Source organism: Amycolatopsis roodepoortensis, from assembly GCF_024628825.1.
Taxonomy (GTDB): Bacteria; Actinomycetota; Actinomycetes; order Mycobacteriales; family Pseudonocardiaceae; genus Amycolatopsis; species Amycolatopsis roodepoortensis.
Genome location: NZ_CP102415.1, coordinates 1,265,767 through 1,288,091, shown reverse-complemented (window position 1 = coordinate 1,288,091; position 22,325 = coordinate 1,265,767). Strand labels below are relative to the sequence as shown.

Below are 22,325 nucleotides of genomic sequence, written 5' to 3'. Positions count from 1 at the left end.
TAACGCGCGAGACCGTCATTCGGTCTCCATCGCGAGTTTGAATAGGAGACCAGTTAATGGCGAAAAAAAGACCGTGACTGTGATGTGGATCACGTCCTTTACGGGCGTTGTGTACTTGTGCCATAGTCGTCTTCAGGCGTGCGCGAGCACGCAATTCTGGGGTCTGGGGTTCTGGGGATGAGACTTCGTGCACTGTTCGGCGCCCTCGTGGTGTCGATCATCGGGATCGGCGCAAATGTCGCTACGGCGAATGGAGTAACGGAAACGGCCATTGGTTCGAGTGTTCCCGGTATCGAGAATTCGATTTACTATCCGATCGTCCGTCAGAACGCGTTGTACCACTCGGAGGATCTGGTCAGGGTGGCGGCGTGGCAGGCGCTGCGGTCGGACGAGGGCGAGCCGGCGCTGCGGGCGTTCGTCCGGACGGGGTTCTTCGAGGCCAGGAAGCGGGCCGAGGGGTATCACGCGCGGAACAAGGAGTTCGCGCGGCGGGTCATGACCAACTACAGCGCGCAGTATTCGCCGAACGTGCACGCCGAGGCCACGGCGGCGTACAAGGGCAGTGCCGCGCAGCAGGAACAGTTCTTCCGGACCGGTTTCGCGGCGGCGAAGGCGCTCGACGATGCCGCCCGTGAGGCCGATGAGCAGCACAAACAGCAGATTCTCGAGCAGGACCGCGCGTTCGTGCGGCTGCTGGCGGAGTTCGATCCGGGTGAGCAGGTGCGCCTGGCCGCCCAGCACGCCTTGCGAGCCGGGGGTACGGACAGTCACCTTCGGGCGTTCTTCGCCTCCGAGTGGATGGCCGCGGCCGCGACGGATGTCGAGGTCTACCGGATCCGCACGCAGGAGGCGGGTGTTCGCTTCTACGCCTTGATCCCGCAGCTGATCGCGGACGCGGAGGAGGCCGAGCGGGAAGCGCTGGCGGCCGAGGGTGCCGCGGCGGAGCAAGCCCGCGCGGTCGCCGCCCGGGCATGGGCCACGACCAGGGAAAAGGCCGACGAAGCCCGTACGGTCTGGGAGAACGAAGCGCTGGCCTGTGCCGAGCAGGCCCGGTACTGGCGGACGGTGATCGACCGGGCCAACGCCGGTGTCGACCCGGTCTGGGCGATGATCGCCACCAGGGCGGACAAGAATCGTGCCGGCTGGGCCGCCGACGGAACGTTCGCCGACGGGCAGACCCAGTACTGGGCGAGTGTCGAAAAGCATGCGAAAGAGCATCGAGACCAAATGTCGCCCGCGGGCTGAGCTCGGCCGGGCACCTCTTTTCAAGCACTGAAAGGCCTTCTTCTTTCGATTAAATTCGAAAAAGGCTCCAGTGTGCTCGATTCAACGCCGAGACGGGTAATCGACGGCCGACGGGGCGGAGTGGCGGACAGCTGCACCCGTCCCGTTTTCTCCGGTGCCCGGAAACCCTCCCGGGATTCTTTCTCGTGCGCGATTCACGAAATCTTTCTGCTACTGGGGAGTGGTGTGCCATGAAAAGGAAGACGCGACGCGCCAGACGGGGGCCACTCGCCTCCGGATGGTGCCGCGGCGCGGTCGTGCTGACCGTGACCACGGCCTTGGTCGTCTCGGGCGCGGGCCTGGAACTCGCCGCCGCCGCGCCCGCCGTCCCGGTGGTGGCGGACGGGCGGCAGGCGCCCGCCACACCGCCGGGCGCGGCGACGCCGCCCGCCCCGGCGACGGCGACGATCGATCCGGAAGAGGAGGCGCTGCTGCGGCAGTTGCAACTGGACCTCCTCGCCGACATCGCGGCGCTGGACGAGCACGAGGAAGTCCGCGTGGCGGCGCGGGAAGCCTTGAAGAAGGCCGAAGCCGGCGACGACGCGGCCATCACGACGTTCTTCGAGCGTGGGCACCAGGAAGCCACGGCACGGGCGGAACGCCGTAAGCAGGAGGCCGACGACCGCAACCGCGCGGTGATCCAGTCCCTCGCGGGCACCGGCGGTCCGGCGTTCAACGCCGCCGTCGACCGCGCGCTGCGGGGCAACGCCTACGACCGCGAGAACTTCCTGGCCTTCGGGCGGGACATCGCCACGGAACAGGATCGCCGTTCCGGCGCCTACGAGAAGGAGATCCGGGACCGGCGGCGCGCCCATGTGCAGATCGCCGCGGACCGGGGGACACCCGAGGTCTCCGCCGCCGCGAAGGCCGCGCTGGCCCAAGGCGACGCCGCGATCGAGGAATACCTCAAGACGGGCTACCTGGCCGCGGCCAAACGCGACGCGGAGGCGCGGGAGAGCCGGCTCGCCGAACTCGAACGACAGCGCAAGGAAGCCGAAGCGAACTCTGAACTGGCGCAACGGATCGCGCGGGTCATGCGGGCGCGGCAGAACCTGCTCTCCGCGCACGCGAGCGGCGTTCAGGCGCTGGAGCGGACCGCCAACGACATGACACTGGCGGCGAACGCGTCCCGGGAGGCCGCGCGGGCGCTGGCCGCCGATCAGGCGGGGAACAGCTATCACCCCGAGCTGTACCAGCGGGCGAAGGACGACGCCGCCCGGTTCGTCCGGGACGCGCGGACCGACGCCCAGCAGGCACAGTCGGCGGCCGCGCTGGCGAGCGCCCAGGTGGACGTCCTCGTGCAGAACCAGATGCCGCACGGCACCCAGTGGGCCAAGGTCGTCCAAGGCATGGCGGCCGCCGCGAACGCCGCGAAGCAGGCCGCCGAAACCGCGGCGCACGCGATCGACGCGATCGCCGCCGACGCGGCGGCCACCGACGCCGCGGAGAAGGCCAGGGCCCGGGAAGAGAACGCCCGCCGCTGGCGGGCCAACGCGCAGTCCCACGCCGACGCGGCGGAGCGCCTGGCCACGGCCGCCGGTGAACAGGCCGCGGCGGCCGCCCAAGCGGCGGCACAGGCACAGCAGGCGAAGACCGACGCGGAAACCGCGCTGCGGAACGCCAAGGCACACGCCGCGAAGGTCAAGCAGGCACGTGCGGACGCCGAGCGGGAACGCGATATCGCCGACGCCAAGCGGCGTGAAGCCGAACAGTGGCGTGGTCAGGCGGCCCTCAAGAGGCAGGAGGCCGAGGCCAAGCAGCGGGAAGCCGCGAGCGAGCGGGACAAGGCCAAACGCGAGGCGGGTATCGCCCAGCAGAAGCGGCAGGAGGCCGAATCGCAGCAGCGGATCGCCTCCGAGAAGCGCGTCGCCGCCCAAGGACAGGAACAGATCGCCGCCGACGCCGCGAAGGAGGCCCGGCGGCAAGAACAGATCGCGGCGGGAATCGACCAGAACGCCGGTGTCGAGGAGGGCAAGGCCCATCAGGCTCGGGAGGACGCCGCACGGGTGCGGCAGTCGGCCGAGACGACCGCGAAGAAGGCCCAGGCGCTCGAACAGCTGGCCGCGCGGGCGGAAGCGTCGTCGGAGATCCTCCAAGAGGAAAAGGAAAAGGTGCGGGCCGCGGCGACTCAGGCCCGGGCCGAGGCGAACACGGCGAGGGACGCCGCGCAGGCGGCCGACGGCCTCGCCACCCAGGCGGGCCAGGCCGCGGCGTCGGCTCGTGCCGCGGCGACGGAGTCACAGGCCGCCGCGGGCAGGGCGCGAGCACACGCGGATCGAGCGCAGGCGGCGGCGTCGCAGGCGCGAGCGGCGGCCAGGGAAGCCGAAGTCGCGGCGGAGAAGTCCCGGACGGCGGCGAACGAAGCGGAGGCCGCGGCGGCGCGCGCCAACGAGGCGGCGGCGCGCGCCGAGCGGGAAGCCTCCGCCGTCCACGCGGAAGCGATGAAGGCCCGCGCGTCGGCGGAGGAGGCGACGGCCGCGGAATCGCGTGCTGCCGAGAACGCCCGCAACGCGGCGAATCTGGCGCAGGAAGCCGCGGTGCACTCGGAGCAGGCGCTCACCGCCGCGCATCGAACCCAGGAGGAGGCCAACGCCGCCGCGGCGGAGGCCGCCACCGCGGCCACCCAGGCGGGGATCGCGACCCGTGCGGCGGTCGCGGCGGGGCTGTCGGGGTCCGGGATCGCCGCCCCGGCCGACCAGGCGATCAATCTGGTGAGCCCGTTCACCGGCGACGACCTCGACGCGGACTTCGTGCTCATGGTGGCGAACCGGGCGAAGGACGTCGGTGACACCCAGGTCCGGGCCGCGCAGGCCGCCGCGGCCGATGCCGCCGCGCAGGCGAGCCGGGCCGCCGAGGCGGCCAGGAACGCCGGGCTCGAGGTGAAGCCAGCGTTCGAGGCCGCGGCGGCGGCCGCCACTTCGGCGGCCAACGCGGCGAAGTCGGCGGCGGCAGCCCAGCAGTCCGCGGCAGCCGCGGCGGTGGCCGCGGCCGCGGCCAGGGCGGCATCGGCCGAGGCTGACGCCGTCGACGCCGCGGCACAGGCCGACGCCAAGGCCTCACGTGCGGCGGCCGACCAGGCGGCGGCCGATGCCGCCCTGGCGGGACGGGCGGCCGATCAGGCGGCGGCCGACGCCGTCGCGGCGAGGAAGGCCGCCGACGACGCGACCCGCGCGGCGAACGAAGCCACCGCCGCCGCCACCCGGGCCCAGCAGGACGCGGTCGCCGCCCAGCAGGCGGCGGAGCAGGCCCAGCGTGACGCGGACGCCGCTCGCGAGTCCGCGAACCGGGCCGCGGATTACGCCCGTGACGCCGATTCCGCGGCCACCAACGCGGAGAAGTACGCGAAGAACGTCGAGGACCGGGCGGCGAACGCGGCGGCGGACGCCAAGGCGATCCAGGACCAGCTGGCCGAGATGCAGGAATTGCTTCGCCAGGAGGAGGAAGCACGCGAACGCGCCGAGGCCGAACAAGCCATCACCGACGACAGCGAGGTTCCCGAGCTGACGCCGGAGGAAGTGGAACTGCTGCGCGCGGAGAAGGGGCAAGCGGGTGTCGACGAGTACAACCGTGCCCGTGCCGACGCGAACAGGGACCTCATGGACCTCATCGTCGACGAAGGCGGCCAGGTCATCCTCGACCTGATCGGCTACACCGACGCGAAGCGGTGCTTCATGGAAGGCGACTTCATCTCCTGCGTGATGACCGTGATCAACGCGCTGCCGATCCTCAAGATCGCGTCGGTGCTGCGGAAGATCCCGGACGCGGTCGGGGCGACCGTGCGCATCGTGAAGGGCATCCGCACCTTCAAGGACGTGAAGATGCTCGGCCGCCGCATCACCGACAACCTGCGTGACCTGATCAGGCAGCTCAAGGGATGCAAGAACCCCGCGGCGGCCGCGTCGGCGGCGGCACCGCCCGCCTGCCAGGTCGTGGACAGGGAAGCACTGCGCAAGAAGGTGGAGGACGAACACAAGAAACAGCCCGCGGTCAATCCCCAACCGGGACAGCGGCTCAGCACCATCGCCCGGCAGCGCGAGGTGGAGGGTTGTTTCAAGAGCGTGATCCCGGCGAACATCTCCTTCAACTACCCCATGGAGGACTTCACCTGGCTCGGCAACGACGCGAAACGCGCCACCGGCGGCATCGTCTGCGTCAACCAGACCGCGAAACGATCGGGAGAACCGGCGGCGCCCGTCGGGCATCCCGACACCTCGCCGCCGAAGCTGAACGGTACGGCTGTCCACAAGGGACACCTGGTGCCCGCCAGGCTCCACGGTTCCATGCTGGTGGACAACATCGTGACCCAGTGGTCGAAGGTCAACCTCTCCGACGTCAAGAAGGTGGAGAACGCGGTGGGGGACATGCTGGACCGGTATCCCAACCGGGACGTCTCGGTCATCTACGAGGTCCACGTCCAGTACGCGACCAAGACCGCGGCGATGCCGAGGTGGATCTTCATCGAGGCGATCGCTTCGAACGGCGCGAAGTGCTTCGCGAAGATCGAGAACATCCCCACCGGTAACCTCGTCAAGGAAACCTGTCCCGCCTTCCGGACGGCCTGACGATCGAATGAACGGAGGACGGACGTGCCGAAACGGTCGTACGTCGACGAAATCTGCGAGCTCGTCGGATGGCGGCCCGGGGACTTCGTGCCCGGGACGGACTGGACCACCGTCGAACGCGAACTGGGGACACCGCTCCCCGGCGACTACAAGGAGCTGCTGACCCGCTTCCCCTCCGGTGGATTCCGCGGCGTCATCTCCTTCTCGAATCCCGCCGAAAGCGTCGAGGCGTGCGGGAACGTCAAGAAGGAGAACGCCGAACTGCTCGAGATCTTCGGCGACGAGGACCTCGACTACCTGCGGGGTGTCCCGTACCGGCTCTTCCCGGAGCCGGGCGGGATCTACCCGTGGGGGACCAACGGCGCGGGGGGATCGTTCTGGTGGGTGCCCGGCTCGGCCGACCCGGACGAGTGGGCGGTCGCCTACAACGACCGGGACTCCTGGCACGAGGAGCATTCCGGGCCGATGACGAAGGTCCTCTTGGAGCTGCTGGAGAGTACCGGCGAGGACAACATCCTCGGCTGGGACATGGCGGGTAAACCGGTCGGCTTCGACGGCTACTGGGCGGGCCGGTACGTCTCCTATCCTGGCTGACCGGTCCGGGCGGCGGCGTGCGCACGCCGCCGCCCGGCATCGATCTCATGCGTCGACGAAGAGCGTGCCCGCGTCGGCGAGTCGTTCGACCACGTGGGCCGGTTCGAGCAAGGTCTCCGGGGTGTAGAAGCCGGGCGGGACCGCATCTGCGCGCAGGCCGAGCAGCCGTTCGATCCCCATGGCGAGGCCGAGCGAGGTCAGCGGACGCTGGCCGCGCGGATGGACCAGGTACCGGCTGACGCTCAGCGGGACGCCCGCCGGGCCCGTCCCGTCGAGATCGATCCGGACCTCGACGGACGGACCGTCGCCCCGGCGCGTCCCCGCGGATTCACCGACCGCGAACGCGAATTCGACGTCCGGCGCGCCCGTCGCGAACGCCAGGCTGGTCACGTCGAGGATCGGGATGGTCTGCCCGGTGACCGTGGTGCCGTCGAGGCCGCGCAACTCCACCCGGGCGTCGGCCGCGCCGGACCAGGCGAACACGCCGTCACGCCGCGCGTACCCGGCCGAGGTGACCTCCGCCCAGCGCGCCAGGTCCGCGAGTCCCGCGGGGCCGCCCGCGTCTTTCTCGTCGAGGATCGCGCCGATCCGGATCGTGTCGACCCGGTCGAATGCCTCGGCCCACGCCAATGCCGTGAGAGTGATGACGCCCGCGGCCCAGTGGCTGGCCATCAGCACCGGCGCGGCCGCCGGGCGCTGCGCGGCGGCGGTGACCTCCGGCGCGATGTCGATCATGCCGCTGGAGAGACTGACGTAGGGCACGCCGTGGTCCTGGGCGAAACGCAGCCCGTTCAGCCTGCTGTCCCACAGCGTCGCGACCACCGCCGCGTACTCCCGGCCGGCGGGCAGGCCGAGATCACCGCGGGTGAGATCGACCCTCACCGCGGTGGCGCCGCCCAGTTCGCCTGCCACCTTCCGCGCGCGTTCCGGATTCCGGCCCGCGATGGTCAACGGCAGCTCCGGGTACCGCCGCCGTAGGAGAGTGGCGGTATCCGAGCCCGCCTGTCCCGCCCCGCCCAGTAGCAGAACCGATCCCCGTTGTCCCATGTCGTCCTCCTCGATCCCCATAACCTACATTTTGTAACTTACACGATGTAGCTAGGATGGGGCGATGACCACCGCACCGACCCGGCTGTCCAAGGAGGCCCGGCGTGAGCAGTTGCTCGACGTGGCCCTGGAGATCGTGCGTGCCGACGGTGCCGACGGGTTGACGCTGCCCACTCTCGCCGAGGCGGCCGAGGTGAGCAGGCCCATCGTGTACAACCACTTCGGCACCCGCCCCGGACTGCTGCTGGCGCTCTATCGGCGACTCGACGAACGGCACCGCGCCGCCATCGCGCGGGCACTGGAAGAAACCTCGCCGACCGCGGTGGACGTCGCGGAAGCCATCAGCGTCGCCTACTTCGCCTGCGCCACCGACATTCCGGAGTTCAACGCCGTTTCCTCGGCCTTGAAAGGGAATCCGGAGATGGAGGCCAGCCGGCGCGACCTGCACGAGGGCTACACCGATCTGATGGCCGACGCCTTGACGCCGTACTCCGGCCTGAGCCGGGCGGCGCTGCGACTGCACTGCGTCGGCGCGCTCGGTGCCGCCGAGGCGATCGCCGGTGAACTGAACCGTGGTGCCACGACCGCCGCCGACGCCGTCGCGGCCTTGACCGGTGTCATCCTCGGCCGTATTGAGCGAACGGCCGGATAGTGTCGGCGCGTGTCGCGAAAGCCAGGCGGATTCATGGGGTCGTTGCAACATCCTTCGTGAGCTGGGAGTTGTGGTGGCTGGTGGGTTGGTGTTGCCGCGTGTGGTGCGGGTGCGGTTCTGGGATGCGGTGCGGGCGGGGTGTCTGCCCAAGCCTGCAGCCCGTTTGGTGGATGTGTCGCACGAGACCGGGCGGCGGTGGTTCGCGCAGGCTGGCGGGGTGATCGGGAACGCACCTGGCTCGTTGGGTGAGCGCTATCTGAGTTTGGCTGAGCGGGAGGAGATTTCTCGTGGTCTGTCCGGGGATCTCTCGTATCGGGAGATCGCTCGGCAGCTGGGCAGGGCCCCGTCGACGATCAGCCGGGAGGTGACGAACAATGGTGGCCGGGGCGGGTATCGAGCACATCGGGCGGAGTCGGCGGCGCGGGATCGGGCCCGGCGGCCGAAGACCGCGAAGCTGGCCGAGGCCGGTAATCGCGAGTTGCGGGATCATGTGCAGGCGCGGTTGCTGCAGGAGTGGTCTCCGGGGCAGATCACAGCCAGGCTGGCGATGGAGTTCCCCGACCGGCCGGAGATGCGAGTGTCACACGAGACGATCTACCAGTCCTTGTATGTGCAGAGCCGGGGAGCGCTGCGCCGCGAGCTCACCGCGTGTTTACGGACAGGACGGGCGCTGCGCCGCCCGCGCAAGCAAGCACAGGCACGACGGTCACGGATCCCTGACCTCGTCGAGATCAGCGAACGGCCGGCCGAAGCCGAGGACCGGGCAGTCCCGGGGCATTGGGAAGGCGACCTGATCACCGGTGCCGGTAACAAGTCCGCGATCGGCACCCTCGTGGAACGCTCCACTCGGTTCGTCGTACTGCTGCACCTGCCCCACGGCCACGACGCGATCCAGGTCCGGGACGCGATGATCGACGCGATCCAGACCCTCCCGCACCAGTTGCGGCGGTCACTGACCTGGGACCGGGGCAACGAGATGGCCCGTCACGCCGACATCACCCTCGCCACCGACCTGGCCATCTACTTCTGCGACCCGCACTCCCCATGGCAACGCGGGACGAACGAGAACACCAACGGCCTGCTTCGCCAGTACTTCCCCAAAGGGACCAACCTGCACCAGCACACCGCAGAACACCTCACCGCAGTCGCCGCACGACTCAACAGCCGCCCCCGCAAAACACTGGACTGGCACACCCCACTCGAAAAACTCACCACGCTACTGTCCTAAACAGAGCACGTTGCGACCACCGCATGAATCCGCCCCACTTTCGGGACACCAGACGTCCCGAAAGTGGCTTTCGCGACGCCCGCGAGCGGCGGCGGCGTTGCTCGATGGCCGGCGCCCGGATCTGCCGGGTGAGGTCAGCTCTGCCCTGCTGTTCGTAGCCTCGCCAGCAGTTCTCGACTGGTCGAGTCCTCGGAGTCGAAGGCGTGAATCGTGTCCTGCTCGGGGGGAACGGCGGGCCCGCGCAGCAGCGCGCCATGGCACCGGAAGCAGAAGCTGATCTCGAAAAGGAACCGCGTGCCGCTGTGCGCCCGGATCTTCCAGACGGGGATGAAGCACCGTTTGAGCTCGCCCTCGGGCAGGCCGGCAACGAGCGTCAGCGCGGCTTGGGCCTCGTCCCCTTCCCAGATGGCGACCAGCTGATCGTCTCCGGTGCCATCGGGACCGATCACCTCGACGAGTTCGACTCGATCGTGCGCGACTGGAAGGAACACCGGGCCACGATAACCCGCACGGCCTTCCGGCGGTTCCCCACGTCGAGGAACCGCCGGCCGGTTCGCATCAGGGCCGGAGCCAGGGCCCGGTCATCGCGGCGAGAAGGCTGTGCTGCGGATCGTCGGCGCCCAGCTCCCACATCATCATGCCCGCCAGGCGGTTGCGTTTCGCGAACAGCGAGCGGTCCTGGATGGACCGCGGGTTCTCGTAGCTCACCCAGATCTTCTTCTCCGGGTTCCAGAGGTACGGCGAGCGGACGATGGGATCCCAGCCCTTGCGGAATCCGGGATCACCGGCCCACTCCGGGCCCATGAGGACCTTGTAGTCGAGGAACTGCATGGCCGTGTACGGCTGGTAGAGGCCGTCGTTGGCGGTCGAGGTGACGGTGAACGCCCGGCCGTAGAAGGGAACGCCGAGGACGATCTTCTCGCGCGGGACACCGTGGTCGGTCATGTACTTCAGGGCGCCGACGTTGTTGTTGTACTCGTCGTTCGGATCACCGGGCCGCTTGACCAGCGGGTCGTTGAAGCAGGAGAACTTCGAGTAACCCGTGCAGAAGTCATAGGTCATCAGGTTGAAGATGTCGACGAGCCTGCCGACTTCGCGCAGGTCGAAGCTGTTGGACGCGTCGTAAGGCGCGCCCCCGGTCCCGGTGCCGTCGTCCTGGACGCGGCCCGCGGGGATGTCCGCGGACAGCTTCATGGCGCGGCCGGGCCTGCCGTGTTCGCGGGCATAGCGCTGCAGCTGTGCCCGGAACTCCTTGAGCAGCAAGGTGAAGTTCGCGCGGTCGGCGGGCGAGTTGCCGATACTGGGCAGCCCTCCGGATACCGGGAACTCCCAGTCGACGTCGAATCCGTCGACCAGCCCGACGGGGAACGCGCTCAGCCAGTTGTCCACACAGGACTTGACGAAGGCGCGCCGGGATTCCCCGGTCGCGGCGCCCGCCCCGAAACCCGGTGCGGCCCAGCCACCGATGGAGATCAGCACGGTCAGATCCGGGTGGCTACGTTTCACCGCCGCGAGGCTTTCGATGTCCTTGCGCTGCTTGGCATCCGGGGTGCTGCACCGGCCGCCCGCCGGTGAGGCGAACCAGTAGCTGATGGTGTTCAGCATCTCCCAGGGGACCTGATCGGCGGGCGGTGTACCGCCCCAGAACGCCTCCAGGACCGGCCGGTCCGGTGGCGGGGCGGCCTCGATCTCCGGTGCCCCGGAAGCGGGCGAGGCGGGAAGCAGTGCGAGGACCGCGGCGAGGCACAGCCCGAGCCGCAAGGCCAGATTCTTCGGTCGCATGGAACACCCTTCCTATCGGTGACGCGTACGAGTGGTGGTGGCGACCAGGCCCGCCCGTGCGGCGGCGACGCCCGCCTGGAACCGGCTCTCCGCGGCGAGTTCCTGCATCATCGCCGAGATGTGCCTGCGCAGCGTCCGTTCGGACAGGCCGACGCGGCGCGCGATCACCTCGTCCTTGAGGCCGGCGGCGAGCAGGTCCAGCACCCGGGCCTTGACGACGTCGAGGGTGCCGGCGTAGCCCGCCCGGCCGGGATCGAAGTCGGTGCCGGATTCCCAGCCCCGATCGTGCGTCCCGGCGAGGAACTGCGCGATCACCGGACCGTGCACCATCGCGACGGCCTGGTCGCCTTCGAGCCCGGCTCGGAGGAACGCGACCTCGCGGTCGAAGACGGCGAACCGGTCGAAGATCTCGCCCGAGGTCCGCACCCGGCCGCCGAGGGAGGCGACGTTGCACAGGAACGACCGGGTCGCCGCGTCCGCGCGGGCCGCGTGCGGATACAGCACCCGCACGCGGATCCCGCGCCGCAGCGCGTCCAGCACGAGCGGCCGCAGATGCCGCGCTTCGGGCGGCTCGTGCGCCACGCAGGACTGCATCATCAGCACTTCGGACTTGCAGCCGTTCGCCGTTTCGACGAGCCGCAACTCGGTTTCGCGCGGATCGCGCGAGACCTGGACCGGCGGGTTCGCCCGTTCCGTGCGGCTGAAGGCGTCCGCGAACGAGCGCAGTTGCCGCCGCCGGGCCAGCAGCAGGCTGCGCTGGTCGTGGATCGCCCGTTCCAGCGGCAGCAGCAGTTCGGTCCGCGCGCTGTCGGGATCGACCGCGACGACCTCGCCGTCGCGGGTCTCCCGGATCAGCCGCAGCCGCCGCAGGAGGCCGAAAGCGCGGTCCACTTCGGCCGCCGGGACGCCGAGCCGGTCCGCGATCTCCGCGGCCCCGTCGCCGTCGAGGATCCGTTCGTAGACCTCGACGGCGAACTCGTCGGCCTCGGTCCGGTCACTGAGCACTTCGCAGGTCCCTGATCGAGCGGACCGCGAGCAGCAGCCCGGTGCACACGAGCCCGAGTACGGTCGCGAGGATCATCAGTGGCCGGGCGCCGAAAAGGCTCGCCATCGGCCCGGCGAGCGACCTGCCCAGCACCAACGCGAGCAGCGACCCCGAGACGTCGTAGGCGTAGACCCGGTTCAGCAGTTCCGCGGGAATCTGGGTCTGGACCGTGGTGGCCCACAGGACACCCCAGTAGGCGAGGCCGAAACCGGCCAGCGCCCAGCCGGCGAAGAGGAAGGCGACCGGAAGTCCCACCGCGGGCGTGATCGGGTACAGCGCGAACAACGCCCAGCCGATCGCCCCGGACAGCAGTGGACGGCCCGGGCGGACGCGCATGGCGATCGCGCCGCCCGCGACCCCGCCCGCGCCGAAGGCGGCCATCCCGATGCCCAGCGCGGTCGACCCGTAGTCCGAGACGACCAGGTCCGCGCCGACCGGCAGGGACACGCCCGCCACGAAGCAGCCGTACACCAAGTGGATCGCGATCACGCCCCAGAGCCAGCCACGGGCGGCGAACTCCCGCCAGCCTTCGACCAGCTGACGCCAGAACGACGGTTCACTGTCCTCAGTGGACTTCACCGGCGTGAGCCGCAGGGCGAACAGGCAGATGGCGCTGACCCCGTACGTCGCGGCATAGATCCCGAACACGGTCCCGGTGCCGGCGACCGCGACCAGCACACCGGCGAGCGCCGGGCCGAGAACTCCCGAGATCGCCTCGGAAATCCGCAAGATCCCGTTCGCGCCCTGGACGTCCTCCGCGACCTGCGGGACCATGCTCGCCACACCGGGCTGGAACAACGCGGTGGCGGCACCGCTGAGGAACTGCAGGACGACGATCATCGGCAGCGACGGCGTCCCGACGGCGAAGGCGACCGCCATCCCGCCCTGGACGACCAGCCGGACGAGGTCCGCGATGATCATCATCCGGCGCGGCGTGAACCGGTCCGCGAGCACACCGCCGAACAGCATGAACAGCGCGAGCGCGCCCATCCACGCGCCGAGGGCGTAGCCGACGCCGTCGATCCCGTGGCCCGCCGCCAGCACGGCGATCGAGAGCGCGACGGGCAGCATCGCGTCGCCGAGCATCGAGCCGCTGCGCGCGGTGAGGTAGAGCTTGAAGTTGCCGGACCAGAGCCGTCCGGCGGCCGGTTTTCCTTCACCGGTCAGGGTTTCCGTGTCGTGACTCATACCGGCAGCTCCCGCCCGCTCGCGGAGTCGACGGCCGTGGCCCGCCAGGCGTCCGGATCCAGCGGATCGGCGGGAGGCCCGGCGCAGATCACGTAATGGTGCGGTGCCAGCGCGGTCGGCCGTCCCGGCAACGCGGTCAGTACCTCGGCGTGCAGGTCCGCGGGTGTCGCCGGGCCGGTCAGGTGACACACGAGCCGGTGACCCAGGACGTCGTCGGGCTCCGCGGTCACAAGATGCGGCCGGTCGCCGAGGACGCCGGCGACCAGTTCCCGGACGGCGTCCAGCTCGACCCAGCACGAATCCGAGAGGTACCAGCCGTCTCCGCGTTCGATGGGGGCGAGCGTGGTGAGCGAATGCAGTTCCTTCAACGGAAGATCCGCTTCGGCCGCCGCACGCAGCAACGCCAGGAGGCCGCGGCCGAACTCGGTCACCTCGGCGGTGTCGAGACAACCGGGGTCGACCCACAGCGTCAGATCCAGTTCCGTGTCGAGGCGGTACAGGCAGCCGAAGAAGCGGGTCGGGATGTCCTCCTGCGGCAGTAACTCCAGCGTGCCACCGATCTCGGGGTCGTCTTCGACGTCCGGTCCGCCCGGCACCCACACCGACGGCAGCCTGCTGTACGCGGCGCGAGGCGGCTCGCCGACCGCGGTGTCGCCGAGCGCGCTCATGTCGTTGAACACGAGATCCCTGGCGAAGGAGAAGCCCCGTTCGCCGGTGACACGGGTGATCACCTCCCAGATGGCGTCGGCTTCGAACCAGCTGTGCCGGTACGCGGGCACGGACGCGGCGCGGACGGCGTGGACCAGTTCGTCGAACGTCTCCGGGATGGTGACCGGGAGCAGCGCGTCCTGCGCCATCGAACCGAAGAAGCGGCGCAACTGCTTGAGCACCCGGTTACCGGACAAGGACGTCGTCACACAGGTGGATTGCGCGGTCCGGTGCGCGATCAGCGCGTTGAGCGCGGCGAGCGCGATGGCGGAGGGGCTCGCGCTGGTCCGTTCGGCGATCGCCGCGATATGGCCCATCGCGGCCCGCGAACGGACTCGCAGCCCGGGCCGGAGGAAATCGGTCCCGGTAATGGGCACGGGGAACATCGCCTGCGGAACCGTGCGCAGCTTGCTCTCCCAGTACCGCGTCGCCGCTTGCCCCAGCCGCTGCACGGCGGGCGTCTTCTCGAGTTCGACGACGTCGAGGGGCTGCGGTGAGTCGTCCTCCGGCAGGTCGTGCCCCGCGGCCAGTTCGGTCCATTCGCCGAGGAGGAGTTCGCAGGTGGCGACGTCCATCGCGGCGTGGCTCACCACCCAGACGAGCCGGCGCGGGACGGCGTTCTCGGTCACCACGGCGAGCCGCAGCGGCAGCTCCGCGGTCAGGTCGAAGACCCGGGATCGCAGGGCGCGCGCGGTGCCCTCGGCCGTCTGGAGGACGTCGCCGCCGCTCTCGACGACCTCGACCTCCACCTCGCCTTCCGCGAGCACGTGCTGGAGCGTCCGGTCGCCGAACGAGTAGGTCGTGCGCAGCGACTCGTGGCGTTCGAGCAGCACCCGGATCCAGGTGTCGATCCGCTCCAGCGGCGCGCCGGGCACGTCGAACACCATCGCGAGGTTGAGCCGCGTCGGATCGTCGTCGAGGGTGATGGCGCGGACGATGTTCGCGTGGCCGAACGCCAGTGGGCCGGAGCGTGCCGTCTTGCCGGTGAAACGGACCTGGAACCGGGTCATTTCGTCACCTCGTGGGTCGGGCGGGTCAGGGGAGCGGCGGTGGTCTCGAACCGGCAGAAGACGACTGTCGCGTCGTCGTGGTGTTTCCCGGCGAACTGGCCCGGCGCGGTACGGAGTTCGGCGCGGCGGGTCTCGCCGACGACGGCGGCCGGGCCGTCGAACTCGGCGACGTCGAGCAGCTGGTGCCAGGTCCAGCCGTAGCGTTCGACGAGCCGGTACGCGCCGTCGGTGAGGAGCGCGGCGCGCCGCAGTCGCGAGAGTTCCACGGTGCCGGTGCGGGCCTGTCCGGCGGCGGCCGGATCACTGCCCGCGACCCAGAACCCGCCGGGCGCGTTGCGCAAGGGCCGGACCTCCTGCCAGGACAGGTGCAGCAGCCGGTCGATCCGGTCGTCGATGACGGCCTCGACGGTGCCGTCGAGCCGTTCGAGCACCACCGCCGAATCGCTGAGCACCAGGTAGTCGGCGAGCCCGTCCCGTTCGCGCAGGATCGCCACGGTCGCGGTCGGGCCGCAGGGATTGCCGAGGTCGCAGGTGCCGGAGTGGGCGTCGCGGACCGACTCGATGGCCGCGCGGAGGATGGCGCGCAGGTCTTCGGCGGGACGTTCGATGAGGAGCCGGTCCAGCGCGGTGCCGAGCCGCGCCACCAGCCAGCGGACGTCGTGCACGCAGCCGGTCTCCGCGCCCGGTTCCGCCGTCGCACCGTCGATGACCAGCGCGTGATACCGGCCCGACAGCGCCAGATCCTCGTTGACCAGGCCGTCACCGGGCTGGGAGAGACGATCGACTTTCATGCTTCTTCCTTTTCGTAGGCGAGCCACTGGGCCAGTGCGCGGATGCCTTGATCGAGTTCCGTCGCCGGTTCGTCGGCGACCAGGGGAGGGGCGGAAGGGCTGTGCGGCGACGACGGCCAGCTGACCGGAACCCGCCGGACGGTCCGGGCGACCGCGTCGGCCAGTTCCTGGCTGGTCAGCGGGGACGGTGTCGCGACGGTCCGCCGCGGGGCGGGCTGGTGCAGGAGGTGGTGCACGGCGAGCGCGATGTCCCGGATGTAGGCGGGCCGGTGGGTCGCCCCCGCCGGAACGTCGGCTTGGATCGGTTGTGCCAGCAGGGCTTGCCGGGTGAACGTCTCCAGGACGGAATAGCCCTCGATACCGGGCCCGTACGGCGAACCGGTCCGAAGGACGCTGGTGCCCGGCGAGGCGGCGGGGACGGGTACGCCGGGAGGACAAACCTGGACCACGTGCCGCGCCGTCACGGGCGGGAGCGTGGAACCGGATTCGGCGACGTGGACCACGGCGTCGACGTCCGGCGCGTCGTTTCCGTGCAGGATCTCGTAGCCGCGATCGGCCAGATGGCGCGCGATCTCCCGGCCGAGCGGACGGTGGGTGGTGGTGACGAGGACGCGTCCCCGCCGGCGCGCGGGTGAACGCTGGGCCCGGGCACCGGCTTCGTGGCCGAGACGGGCCAATTCGGACAGAGCGGGCCGCAGTGTCCGGAGCGTGAAAGCGCCGACGGTGGTGCACACCCCGCCCGCGCCGATCGTGCCCAGCGCGAGGGAGCCGACCCGGTCGAGCCTTCGGCCGGTCCCGAGCGCGCCGAGGAGGTACGCCGTGGTCCAGAGCCCTTCGACGGCCTGTTCGTCGAGATGCCGTTCCAGCTCGGCGAGAGCGCCGAACACCGACCCGGTGACTTCGAGTCGTTGCTTCTGGCAGGCGTCGAAATCCAGTCCCGCCCGGCCGAAGTAGCGCTCGGCGTCGATGGTCGTCCGTCTTCCGCCGTCACGGACGACGCATTGCGCGACCCCGTGCTTGAAGAACGGGATGACGCCGGGATCGAGCGGGCCCGCGCCGAGCGACCAGTCGTCGTCCGGCGGGGCGGCGAAGCACGCCGACCGCCGTGAGCCGTGGGAGTCGTTGCGGAGGACGCTGGGTTCGTCCGCGTGCTCGACGAGGTTCGGCGCGACCAGGAGCACCGGTACCCCGGCCGCGCGCAGGTACCGGGACATGACGACGTCGTCGGGCCAGGTCGAGCCGTGCGCTTCGGCGAAATCCGCGAAACCCGCCGCGATCTCCGCGGGCAGGACCAGCGCGACGGTCGGGGTGTACTCGTGGGTCGCGGCGACCCATCTCGCCCCGGCCAGCGCGGCGATCCGCACGGCGGCGCCGTTGCGGGAGTTCCAGTTGGTGTAGAAGGCGATCGCGGCGTCGGGCGCGGCCGCGACGGCGGCCCGGGCGTGGCCGAAGAAGCCGTCGGCGGGAACGGCGTCGTCCTGGAGGACCAGGTGGTGGGTCGTGCCTTCGGCGATCGCGGACCAGGCCCGGATCGCGGTGCGCAGGGCGGTCGGCGGTCCGGCGGGCTCCGGATCGGCGACCGGTCGCAGCGCCCCGGCGGGCGCGGCGGCCAGCAGACGGCCGGTGAGCCCCGGCCGCCGCGGATGGGTCATGACGGCACCGGTGAGCACTATGTCGTGGCGGGGAGTCGGAGTGGTCACGTGGCAGGTCCAATCAGGACGTGAATTCGAGACGATCCAGAACGGAATCTAGGTCGGTCCCCGCCGGTGCCACCATAATTTGGCCGAAAGCGGACTCGGCGACCGGCGAAAGGGGCATCGATCGGCGCCGCTGGTAATGATCAATCCACAGTGGACTGAAAATGCGTCCGGAACCGGACAACCGCTTCAGCCGAGTGCGTCGGCGGGAAGCCATCCGCATTCCGCCGCCCGGAATCCGAGTTCGAACCGGCTTCTCGCGCCGACGCGGGCCATGAGGACGTTCACGTACCGCCGAACGGTCCTCGCGGATACGCCCAGCCGGTTCGCGACCGCTTCATCGGTCATTCCGTCGACGAGGCAGCGCAGGATCGCCTGTTCGAACTCGTCCGGCCGAGCGGACGTCATCTCCCAGGGCGTCGCCTCCTCCCAGCGGGGGTCGAAGGCGTCGGCCAGTGCGGTGATCAACGTCGGCGTGGTCACCATGAGCAAGCCTCCGGCGTCGTCGCCACCCGAAGGGACCAACGCCAGTCTGCGGTCTATCAAAAGGGATTCTTCGATCGCCCGATCGGTAACCTTGACGCGCAGCCCGTGCCGCACCGCCTCGATGATCTCGCCGCGCGCGTGCTCCGCCGGTGTCGTGCACAGCAGCCGCACCCGGACGTGCGGCGGGAAGGCGCCGCGGCGCGCGGCCTCGGTGACGGTCCCGCCGAACCACGGCGAACCACCCGTCGCGGTGGTCAGCACTTCCCGTCTTGCGGTGGAAACCAGATCGAGTACAGTCGACAGGCTCGTTCCAACGGCCGGGTTCGGAGCGGATGACGCAGACACTGAACTTGCCCCCAGGCGTGTTCGTCCTACACGGTCGCACTTTGTTTTCCCGCCAGCTGAATTCTTGTTCCGAAGCATGCGGAGAGCCGGTATAAATCTGGTATGGACCACTGATCCGTGAAGGTCGGGAGCGCTTCGCGATTATTCCGGCGAGGTGAGTGGGGGGTTATATGGAGTTCACGATTCTCGGGCCGCTCGGCGTCCGCGACGGAAATACCGAACTCGATCTCGGCGCGCCGAAAGTCCGCCGCCTGCTGGCGCTCCTGCTCCATCGCGCGGGCGAGGTGGTCCCGGTGAGCGCGCTGCTCGACGGCCTGTGGGCGGGCCGCCCGCCCCGCACCGCGGCGAAGAACCTCCAGCTCTACGTCCTCCAGCTCCGCCGCGCGCTGGCGGATCCGGATCGCGTGGTCCACCGCAGACCCGGCTATCTGCTGGTGGTGAACCCCGGCGAACTGGACGTGCGGCGGTTCGAGGACCTCGCCGACCAGGCGCGCACGGCGCACGAGCGGCGGAACGCGGTCGTCGCCGGAAGTCTCGCGCGGCAGGCGCTCGCGGTCTGGCAGGGCTCACCGTTCAGCGGGCTGGCCGAAAGCAGCGCCGCCCTCCAGGTCGAGGCGGACCGGCTGCAGGAACGACGGCTGGTCCTGCTGGGGCAGCGCATCGACGCGGATCTGGCGCTCGGCAGGCACGCGGACGTCGTCGCCGAACTCACCGAGCTGGTCTCGGAACATCCGCTGCGGGAACATTTCCAGGCCCAGCTCATGCTCGCGCTCTACCGGTCGCGGCGCCAGGCCGAGGCGCTCAAGGTCTACCGCCGGGCACGCGCCCTGCTCACCGGCGAGCTCGGTCTCGAACCGGGTGCGGAGCTGACCGACCTCGCCCAGGCCATCCTGCGCACCGATCCGGCACTGGACCTGCCCACCGCCGAACAGCCGGTTTCCGCCGGGCCGCGGCAGCTGCCCGCCGCGGTGCCGACGTTCACCGGCCGCACCGCGCACCTGCGCCGGATCGACGCCCTGGTCGCCGGCGGCGCACCGGTGGTGGTCATCAGCGGCACCGCGGGGGTGGGCAAGACCGCGCTGGCACTGCAATGGGCGCACGGCGCACTCGACCGGTTCCCCGACGGCCAGCTCTACCTGAATCTGCACGGCTACGCGCGGTCGGCCTCGGTGACCGCGGCCGAGGCGCTGGTCCGGCTCGTGCGCTCGCTGGGCGTCCCGCCCGACCGGATACCGGTGGACCTCGACGAACTGGCCGCGCTCTACCGGTCCGAGCTCGCGGGCAAACGGATGCTCGTGGTGCTCGACAACGCCGGCACGGCCGATCAGGTGCGGCCGCTGCTGCCCGGCCGTCCCGGCAGCCTCGTCGTGGTGACCGGCAGGCAGGAACTGCCAGGGCTCGTCGTCCTGCACGACGCCGGTGCCGTCCGGCTCGACCTGTTGAGCGAAGAGGACGGGCTCAAGCTGCTCGCCAGGATCGTCGGCGCGCAGCGGGTCAAGGAGGAACGCCGGGCGGCGGCGACGCTGGTCCGGTTGTGCGCCGGGCTGCCGCTCGCGTTGCGGATCGCGGCCGCGGACATCGGCATCGGCCGGGACCGGCCGATCGGCGCCGTGGTCGACGGGCTGCTGCGGGCCGACCGGCTGGACCGGCTCGGGGTCGACGGCGACCCGTCGACCGCGGTCCGCGCCGCGTTCGCGCTCTCGTACCGGCGGCTCGGTCCGGCCGCGCAGGGCTTGTTCCGGTTGCTCGGCGTGGTCCAGGTGCCGGATTTCACCGCACGGTCGATAGCCGTGCTCGCCGGGCAGGCCCCCGAGAACACGGCACAGGCTCTCGCCGAACTGGAGCGTGCGCATCTCGTCGCCCGGGGCGCCGACGGCCGGTACCAGTGCCACGACCTGCTCCGGCTGTACGCGACCGAACGCGCGCGGGCCGAGGACGGCCCGGCCGAACGCGACGCGGCCAGGATCCGGCTGTTCGGCTGGTATCTCGCGACGGCGACCGTCGCGGTCACGCGGATCACGCCGCACATCCTCCGGCTTCGTGAAGGAGCCGAATTCGGCGAGACCGACGTCGTCTTCGATGACGACGCCGAGGCGCTGGAGTGGCTCGAAGCGGAACGCGCCGACCTCGTGGCCATCGTCCACGACGCCGCCGCGCAGGGTCCGCACCGGGTCGTCTGGTTGCTGGCGGACGCCCTTCGCGGTTTCTTCTGGCTCAGAAGGCATTCCGTGGACTGGGTCGCCGTCGCGAAGGCCGGGCTGGCCGCGGCGGTCGTGGACGGTGCGCCGCGCGGCCGGATCGCCGCCCAGCAGAGTCTCGCGCAGGTGTATCGCGGGCTGGGGGACTACGCGGCCGCCGTCACGCACTACACCAGGGCGCTGGGGCTGGCGACCGCCGAACGGTGGCCGGAGGCGGAAGCCGCCGCGCGAGGCAATCTCGCCGGAGTCCACTGGGAGCTCGGCGCGCTCGACGAGGCCGTCGCCGAACTCGACCGCGCGATCGAACTGAACAGCCGGATGGGCTGGGAAGCGGGACTTTCGGCCAACCTGCACAACATCGGGACACTGCTGCGGGAGCTGGGCAAGCCGCAGGAAGCCATGCAAAGGCTGGCTCAGGCCCTTGCGCTCATCGAACGCACCGGCAATCGCGACGGCGCCGCGCACGTGTACACCACCCTCGGCGAGGTCTATCTCGACCTCGGCAGGCTGTCCGATGCGCGCGAGTCGCTGTCGAAAGGTGTTGCCCTGCACCGGGAGAACGGCGCTCGTTACGGCGAGACGACCGCGCTCTGCACACTGGCGGCGTTGTGCGCCGAGACCGGGGACTTCGCCGAGGCGGCCGAGCACGCCGAGGCGATGCTGGAACTGGCGAGGGAGACAGGTGATCGCCGGGCGGAGGCGAACGCGCTCGCGGCGCTGGCCGAACTCGGTGGCCGGGCCGAGCTGTCCGTGGCCCCCGAGGTCCTGGCCGGACAGGCGGTCGAACTCGCCCACGAGATCCGCTACACCCGCGCGGAGATCGTCAGCCTGCTGGCGCTGGCCGAGGTATGCCGTCGCGGCGGGCGGCTCGACGACGCCGTCACGCATGCGGCCGCGGCCGCGGAACTGGCCACACGAAGGGACTTCCGGCTCCTGGCGGCCCGGGCGCAGACGGTGCTCGCCACCACCCGGCGGGACCGCGGCGACCGGAAACAGGCGGCCGAATGCGCCGAACGGGCGCTGATCCTGCATCGCGGCACCGGTAACCGGCTCGGCGAGGGACACGCGCTCGCCGTCCTCGGCGAAGTCACCGCGAATCGGGATCCCGGTGCGGGGCAAGGACTTCTGCGAAAGGCGCACGACATCCTCGCCGACTGCGGTTCGGTCGAACGCGTCCGGGTGGCGAACCTGCTCGCGACCTGAGGTCAGGCCGTCCCCAGCGCGACCGCGATCACGAGCCCCCGCTCACAGGAAATGGAGACGTCGACCCGCTCGATGCCCAGCGCGCGGGCACGTTCGGACGCCGCGCCGCGCAACTCCACCGACGTCGCTCCCGCTCCGGAACGCCGGACCACGATCTGGGTGGCCGGAACCGGACCGGACAGGCAGGTCCTGAGCACCTTCAGCACCGCCTCCTTCGCGGCGAACCGGCAAGCGAGACAGACGCTGCCCGCCGTCGCGAGATCGTCGAGTTCCTCCTGGGAGAACAGGAACTTCAGGAACCAGCCGCGCCGCGCGAGCAGGTCGAGTTCGGCCACGCGCAGCGCGTCCACTCCGACGAGCGTGGTCATACGTTCCCGGTCCCTTCGCACCTCGCGCCGGTCGCCCGGTCGAGTGGGTCGTGAGTGGCGATTCGTGTTCTAACCCGAATCGCCACTCACGACCCCCTGTGTCCTCGCCATGCGACCACCCTATGCCGCCACCGCAC

16 protein-coding genes are annotated in these 22,325 nt (G+C 70.4%); 6 read left to right on the top strand and 10 right to left on the bottom strand.

The window, feature by feature from the left end; genetic code table 11:
* The first annotated feature begins 360 nt into the window (after nt 1-360).
* The 3 genes from NQK81_RS06060 to NQK81_RS06050 all read left to right on the top strand — a co-directional run bounded on the left by NQK81_RS06060 (nt 361) and on the right by NQK81_RS06050 (nt 6,440).
* On the top strand, nt 361-1,245 hold the full coding sequence (locus tag NQK81_RS06060) for a hypothetical protein (RefSeq protein ID WP_257487418.1): 885 nt from the start codon (nt 361-363) through the stop codon (nt 1,243-1,245).
* A gap of 305 nt (nt 1,246-1,550) precedes the next feature.
* The gene (locus NQK81_RS06055) at nt 1,551-5,846 is read left to right on the top strand and encodes a DNA/RNA non-specific endonuclease (protein ID WP_257487417.1); all 4,296 of its coding nucleotides are present in this window, start codon (nt 1,551-1,553) and stop codon (nt 5,844-5,846) included.
* A gap of 24 nt (nt 5,847-5,870) precedes the next feature.
* Nucleotides 5,871-6,440, top strand: coding sequence for an SMI1/KNR4 family protein (locus NQK81_RS06050; protein WP_257487416.1), 570 nt, complete (start codon nt 5,871-5,873; stop codon nt 6,438-6,440).
* A 45-nt stretch (nt 6,441-6,485) separates the two neighbouring features.
* Here NQK81_RS06050 and NQK81_RS06045 read toward each other — a convergent pair whose 3' ends face one another.
* Nucleotides 6,486-7,508: a saccharopine dehydrogenase family protein gene (locus NQK81_RS06045; protein ID WP_257487415.1), complete on the bottom strand. Its 1,023-nt coding sequence runs from the start codon at nt 7,506-7,508 to the stop codon at nt 6,486-6,488.
* Between the two features lie 43 nt (nt 7,509-7,551).
* Between NQK81_RS06045 and NQK81_RS06040 the strand changes: the two genes are divergently transcribed.
* Complete coding sequence (locus NQK81_RS06040; protein WP_257487414.1) at nt 7,552-8,139, top strand: TetR/AcrR family transcriptional regulator; 588 nt, start codon at nt 7,552-7,554, stop codon at nt 8,137-8,139.
* A 70-nt stretch (nt 8,140-8,209) separates the two neighbouring features.
* A complete protein-coding gene (locus tag NQK81_RS06035; RefSeq protein ID WP_371878853.1) occupies nt 8,210-9,367 on the top strand; it encodes an IS30 family transposase in 1,158 nt (385 codons plus the stop codon).
* A gap of 134 nt (nt 9,368-9,501) precedes the next feature.
* Here the strand turns inward: NQK81_RS06035 and NQK81_RS06030 are convergent, their stop codons facing one another.
* The 8 genes from NQK81_RS06030 to NQK81_RS05995 all read right to left on the bottom strand — a co-directional run bounded on the left by NQK81_RS06030 (nt 9,502) and on the right by NQK81_RS05995 (nt 18,335).
* Nucleotides 9,502-9,858, bottom strand: coding sequence for a hypothetical protein (locus NQK81_RS06030; RefSeq protein ID WP_257487412.1), 357 nt, complete (start codon nt 9,856-9,858; stop codon nt 9,502-9,504).
* Between the two features lie 67 nt (nt 9,859-9,925).
* A complete protein-coding gene (locus NQK81_RS06025; RefSeq protein ID WP_257487411.1) occupies nt 9,926-11,149 on the bottom strand; it encodes a glycoside hydrolase family 18 protein in 1,224 nt (407 codons plus the stop codon).
* A gap of 12 nt (nt 11,150-11,161) precedes the next feature.
* The gene (locus NQK81_RS06020) at nt 11,162-12,154 is read right to left on the bottom strand and encodes a helix-turn-helix domain-containing protein (RefSeq protein ID WP_257487410.1); all 993 of its coding nucleotides are present in this window, start codon (nt 12,152-12,154) and stop codon (nt 11,162-11,164) included.
* Nucleotides 12,144-13,382 carry an MFS transporter gene (locus NQK81_RS06015; protein WP_257487409.1) on the bottom strand — a complete coding sequence of 413 codons (1,239 nt, stop codon included), beginning with the start codon at nt 13,380-13,382 and terminating at the stop codon, nt 12,144-12,146. The genes NQK81_RS06020 and NQK81_RS06015 overlap by 11 nt, the downstream gene beginning before the upstream one ends.
* Nucleotides 13,379-15,100 (bottom strand): condensation domain-containing protein, encoded by a 1,722-nt coding sequence (locus NQK81_RS06010; RefSeq protein ID WP_257487408.1) that lies wholly within the window; start codon nt 15,098-15,100, stop codon nt 13,379-13,381. The genes NQK81_RS06015 and NQK81_RS06010 overlap by 4 nt, the downstream gene beginning before the upstream one ends.
* On the bottom strand, nt 15,097-15,891 hold the full coding sequence (locus NQK81_RS06005) for a protein phosphatase 2C domain-containing protein (protein ID WP_257487407.1): 795 nt from the start codon (nt 15,889-15,891) through the stop codon (nt 15,097-15,099). The genes NQK81_RS06010 and NQK81_RS06005 overlap by 4 nt, the downstream gene beginning before the upstream one ends.
* Nucleotides 15,888-17,591 (bottom strand): NAD-dependent epimerase/dehydratase family protein, encoded by a 1,704-nt coding sequence (locus tag NQK81_RS06000; protein WP_257487406.1) that lies wholly within the window; start codon nt 17,589-17,591, stop codon nt 15,888-15,890. Before NQK81_RS06000 ends, NQK81_RS06005 begins: the two co-directional genes overlap by 4 nt.
* A gap of 186 nt (nt 17,592-17,777) precedes the next feature.
* Nucleotides 17,778-18,335, bottom strand: a complete 558-nt coding sequence (locus NQK81_RS05995; protein ID WP_257487405.1) for a helix-turn-helix transcriptional regulator — start codon at nt 18,333-18,335, stop codon at nt 17,778-17,780.
* Nucleotides 18,336-18,589: 254 nt separating this feature from the next.
* Here NQK81_RS05995 and NQK81_RS05990 point away from each other — a divergent pair, with 254 nt between their 5' ends.
* A complete protein-coding gene (locus NQK81_RS05990) occupies nt 18,590-21,820 on the top strand; it encodes an AfsR/SARP family transcriptional regulator (protein WP_257487404.1) in 3,231 nt (1,076 codons plus the stop codon).
* Nucleotides 21,821-21,822: 2 nt separating this feature from the next.
* Here NQK81_RS05990 and NQK81_RS05985 read toward each other — a convergent pair whose 3' ends face one another.
* Complete coding sequence (locus NQK81_RS05985; RefSeq protein WP_257487403.1) at nt 21,823-22,188, bottom strand: holo-ACP synthase; 366 nt, start codon at nt 22,186-22,188, stop codon at nt 21,823-21,825.
* Nucleotides 22,189-22,325 lie beyond the last annotated feature (137 nt).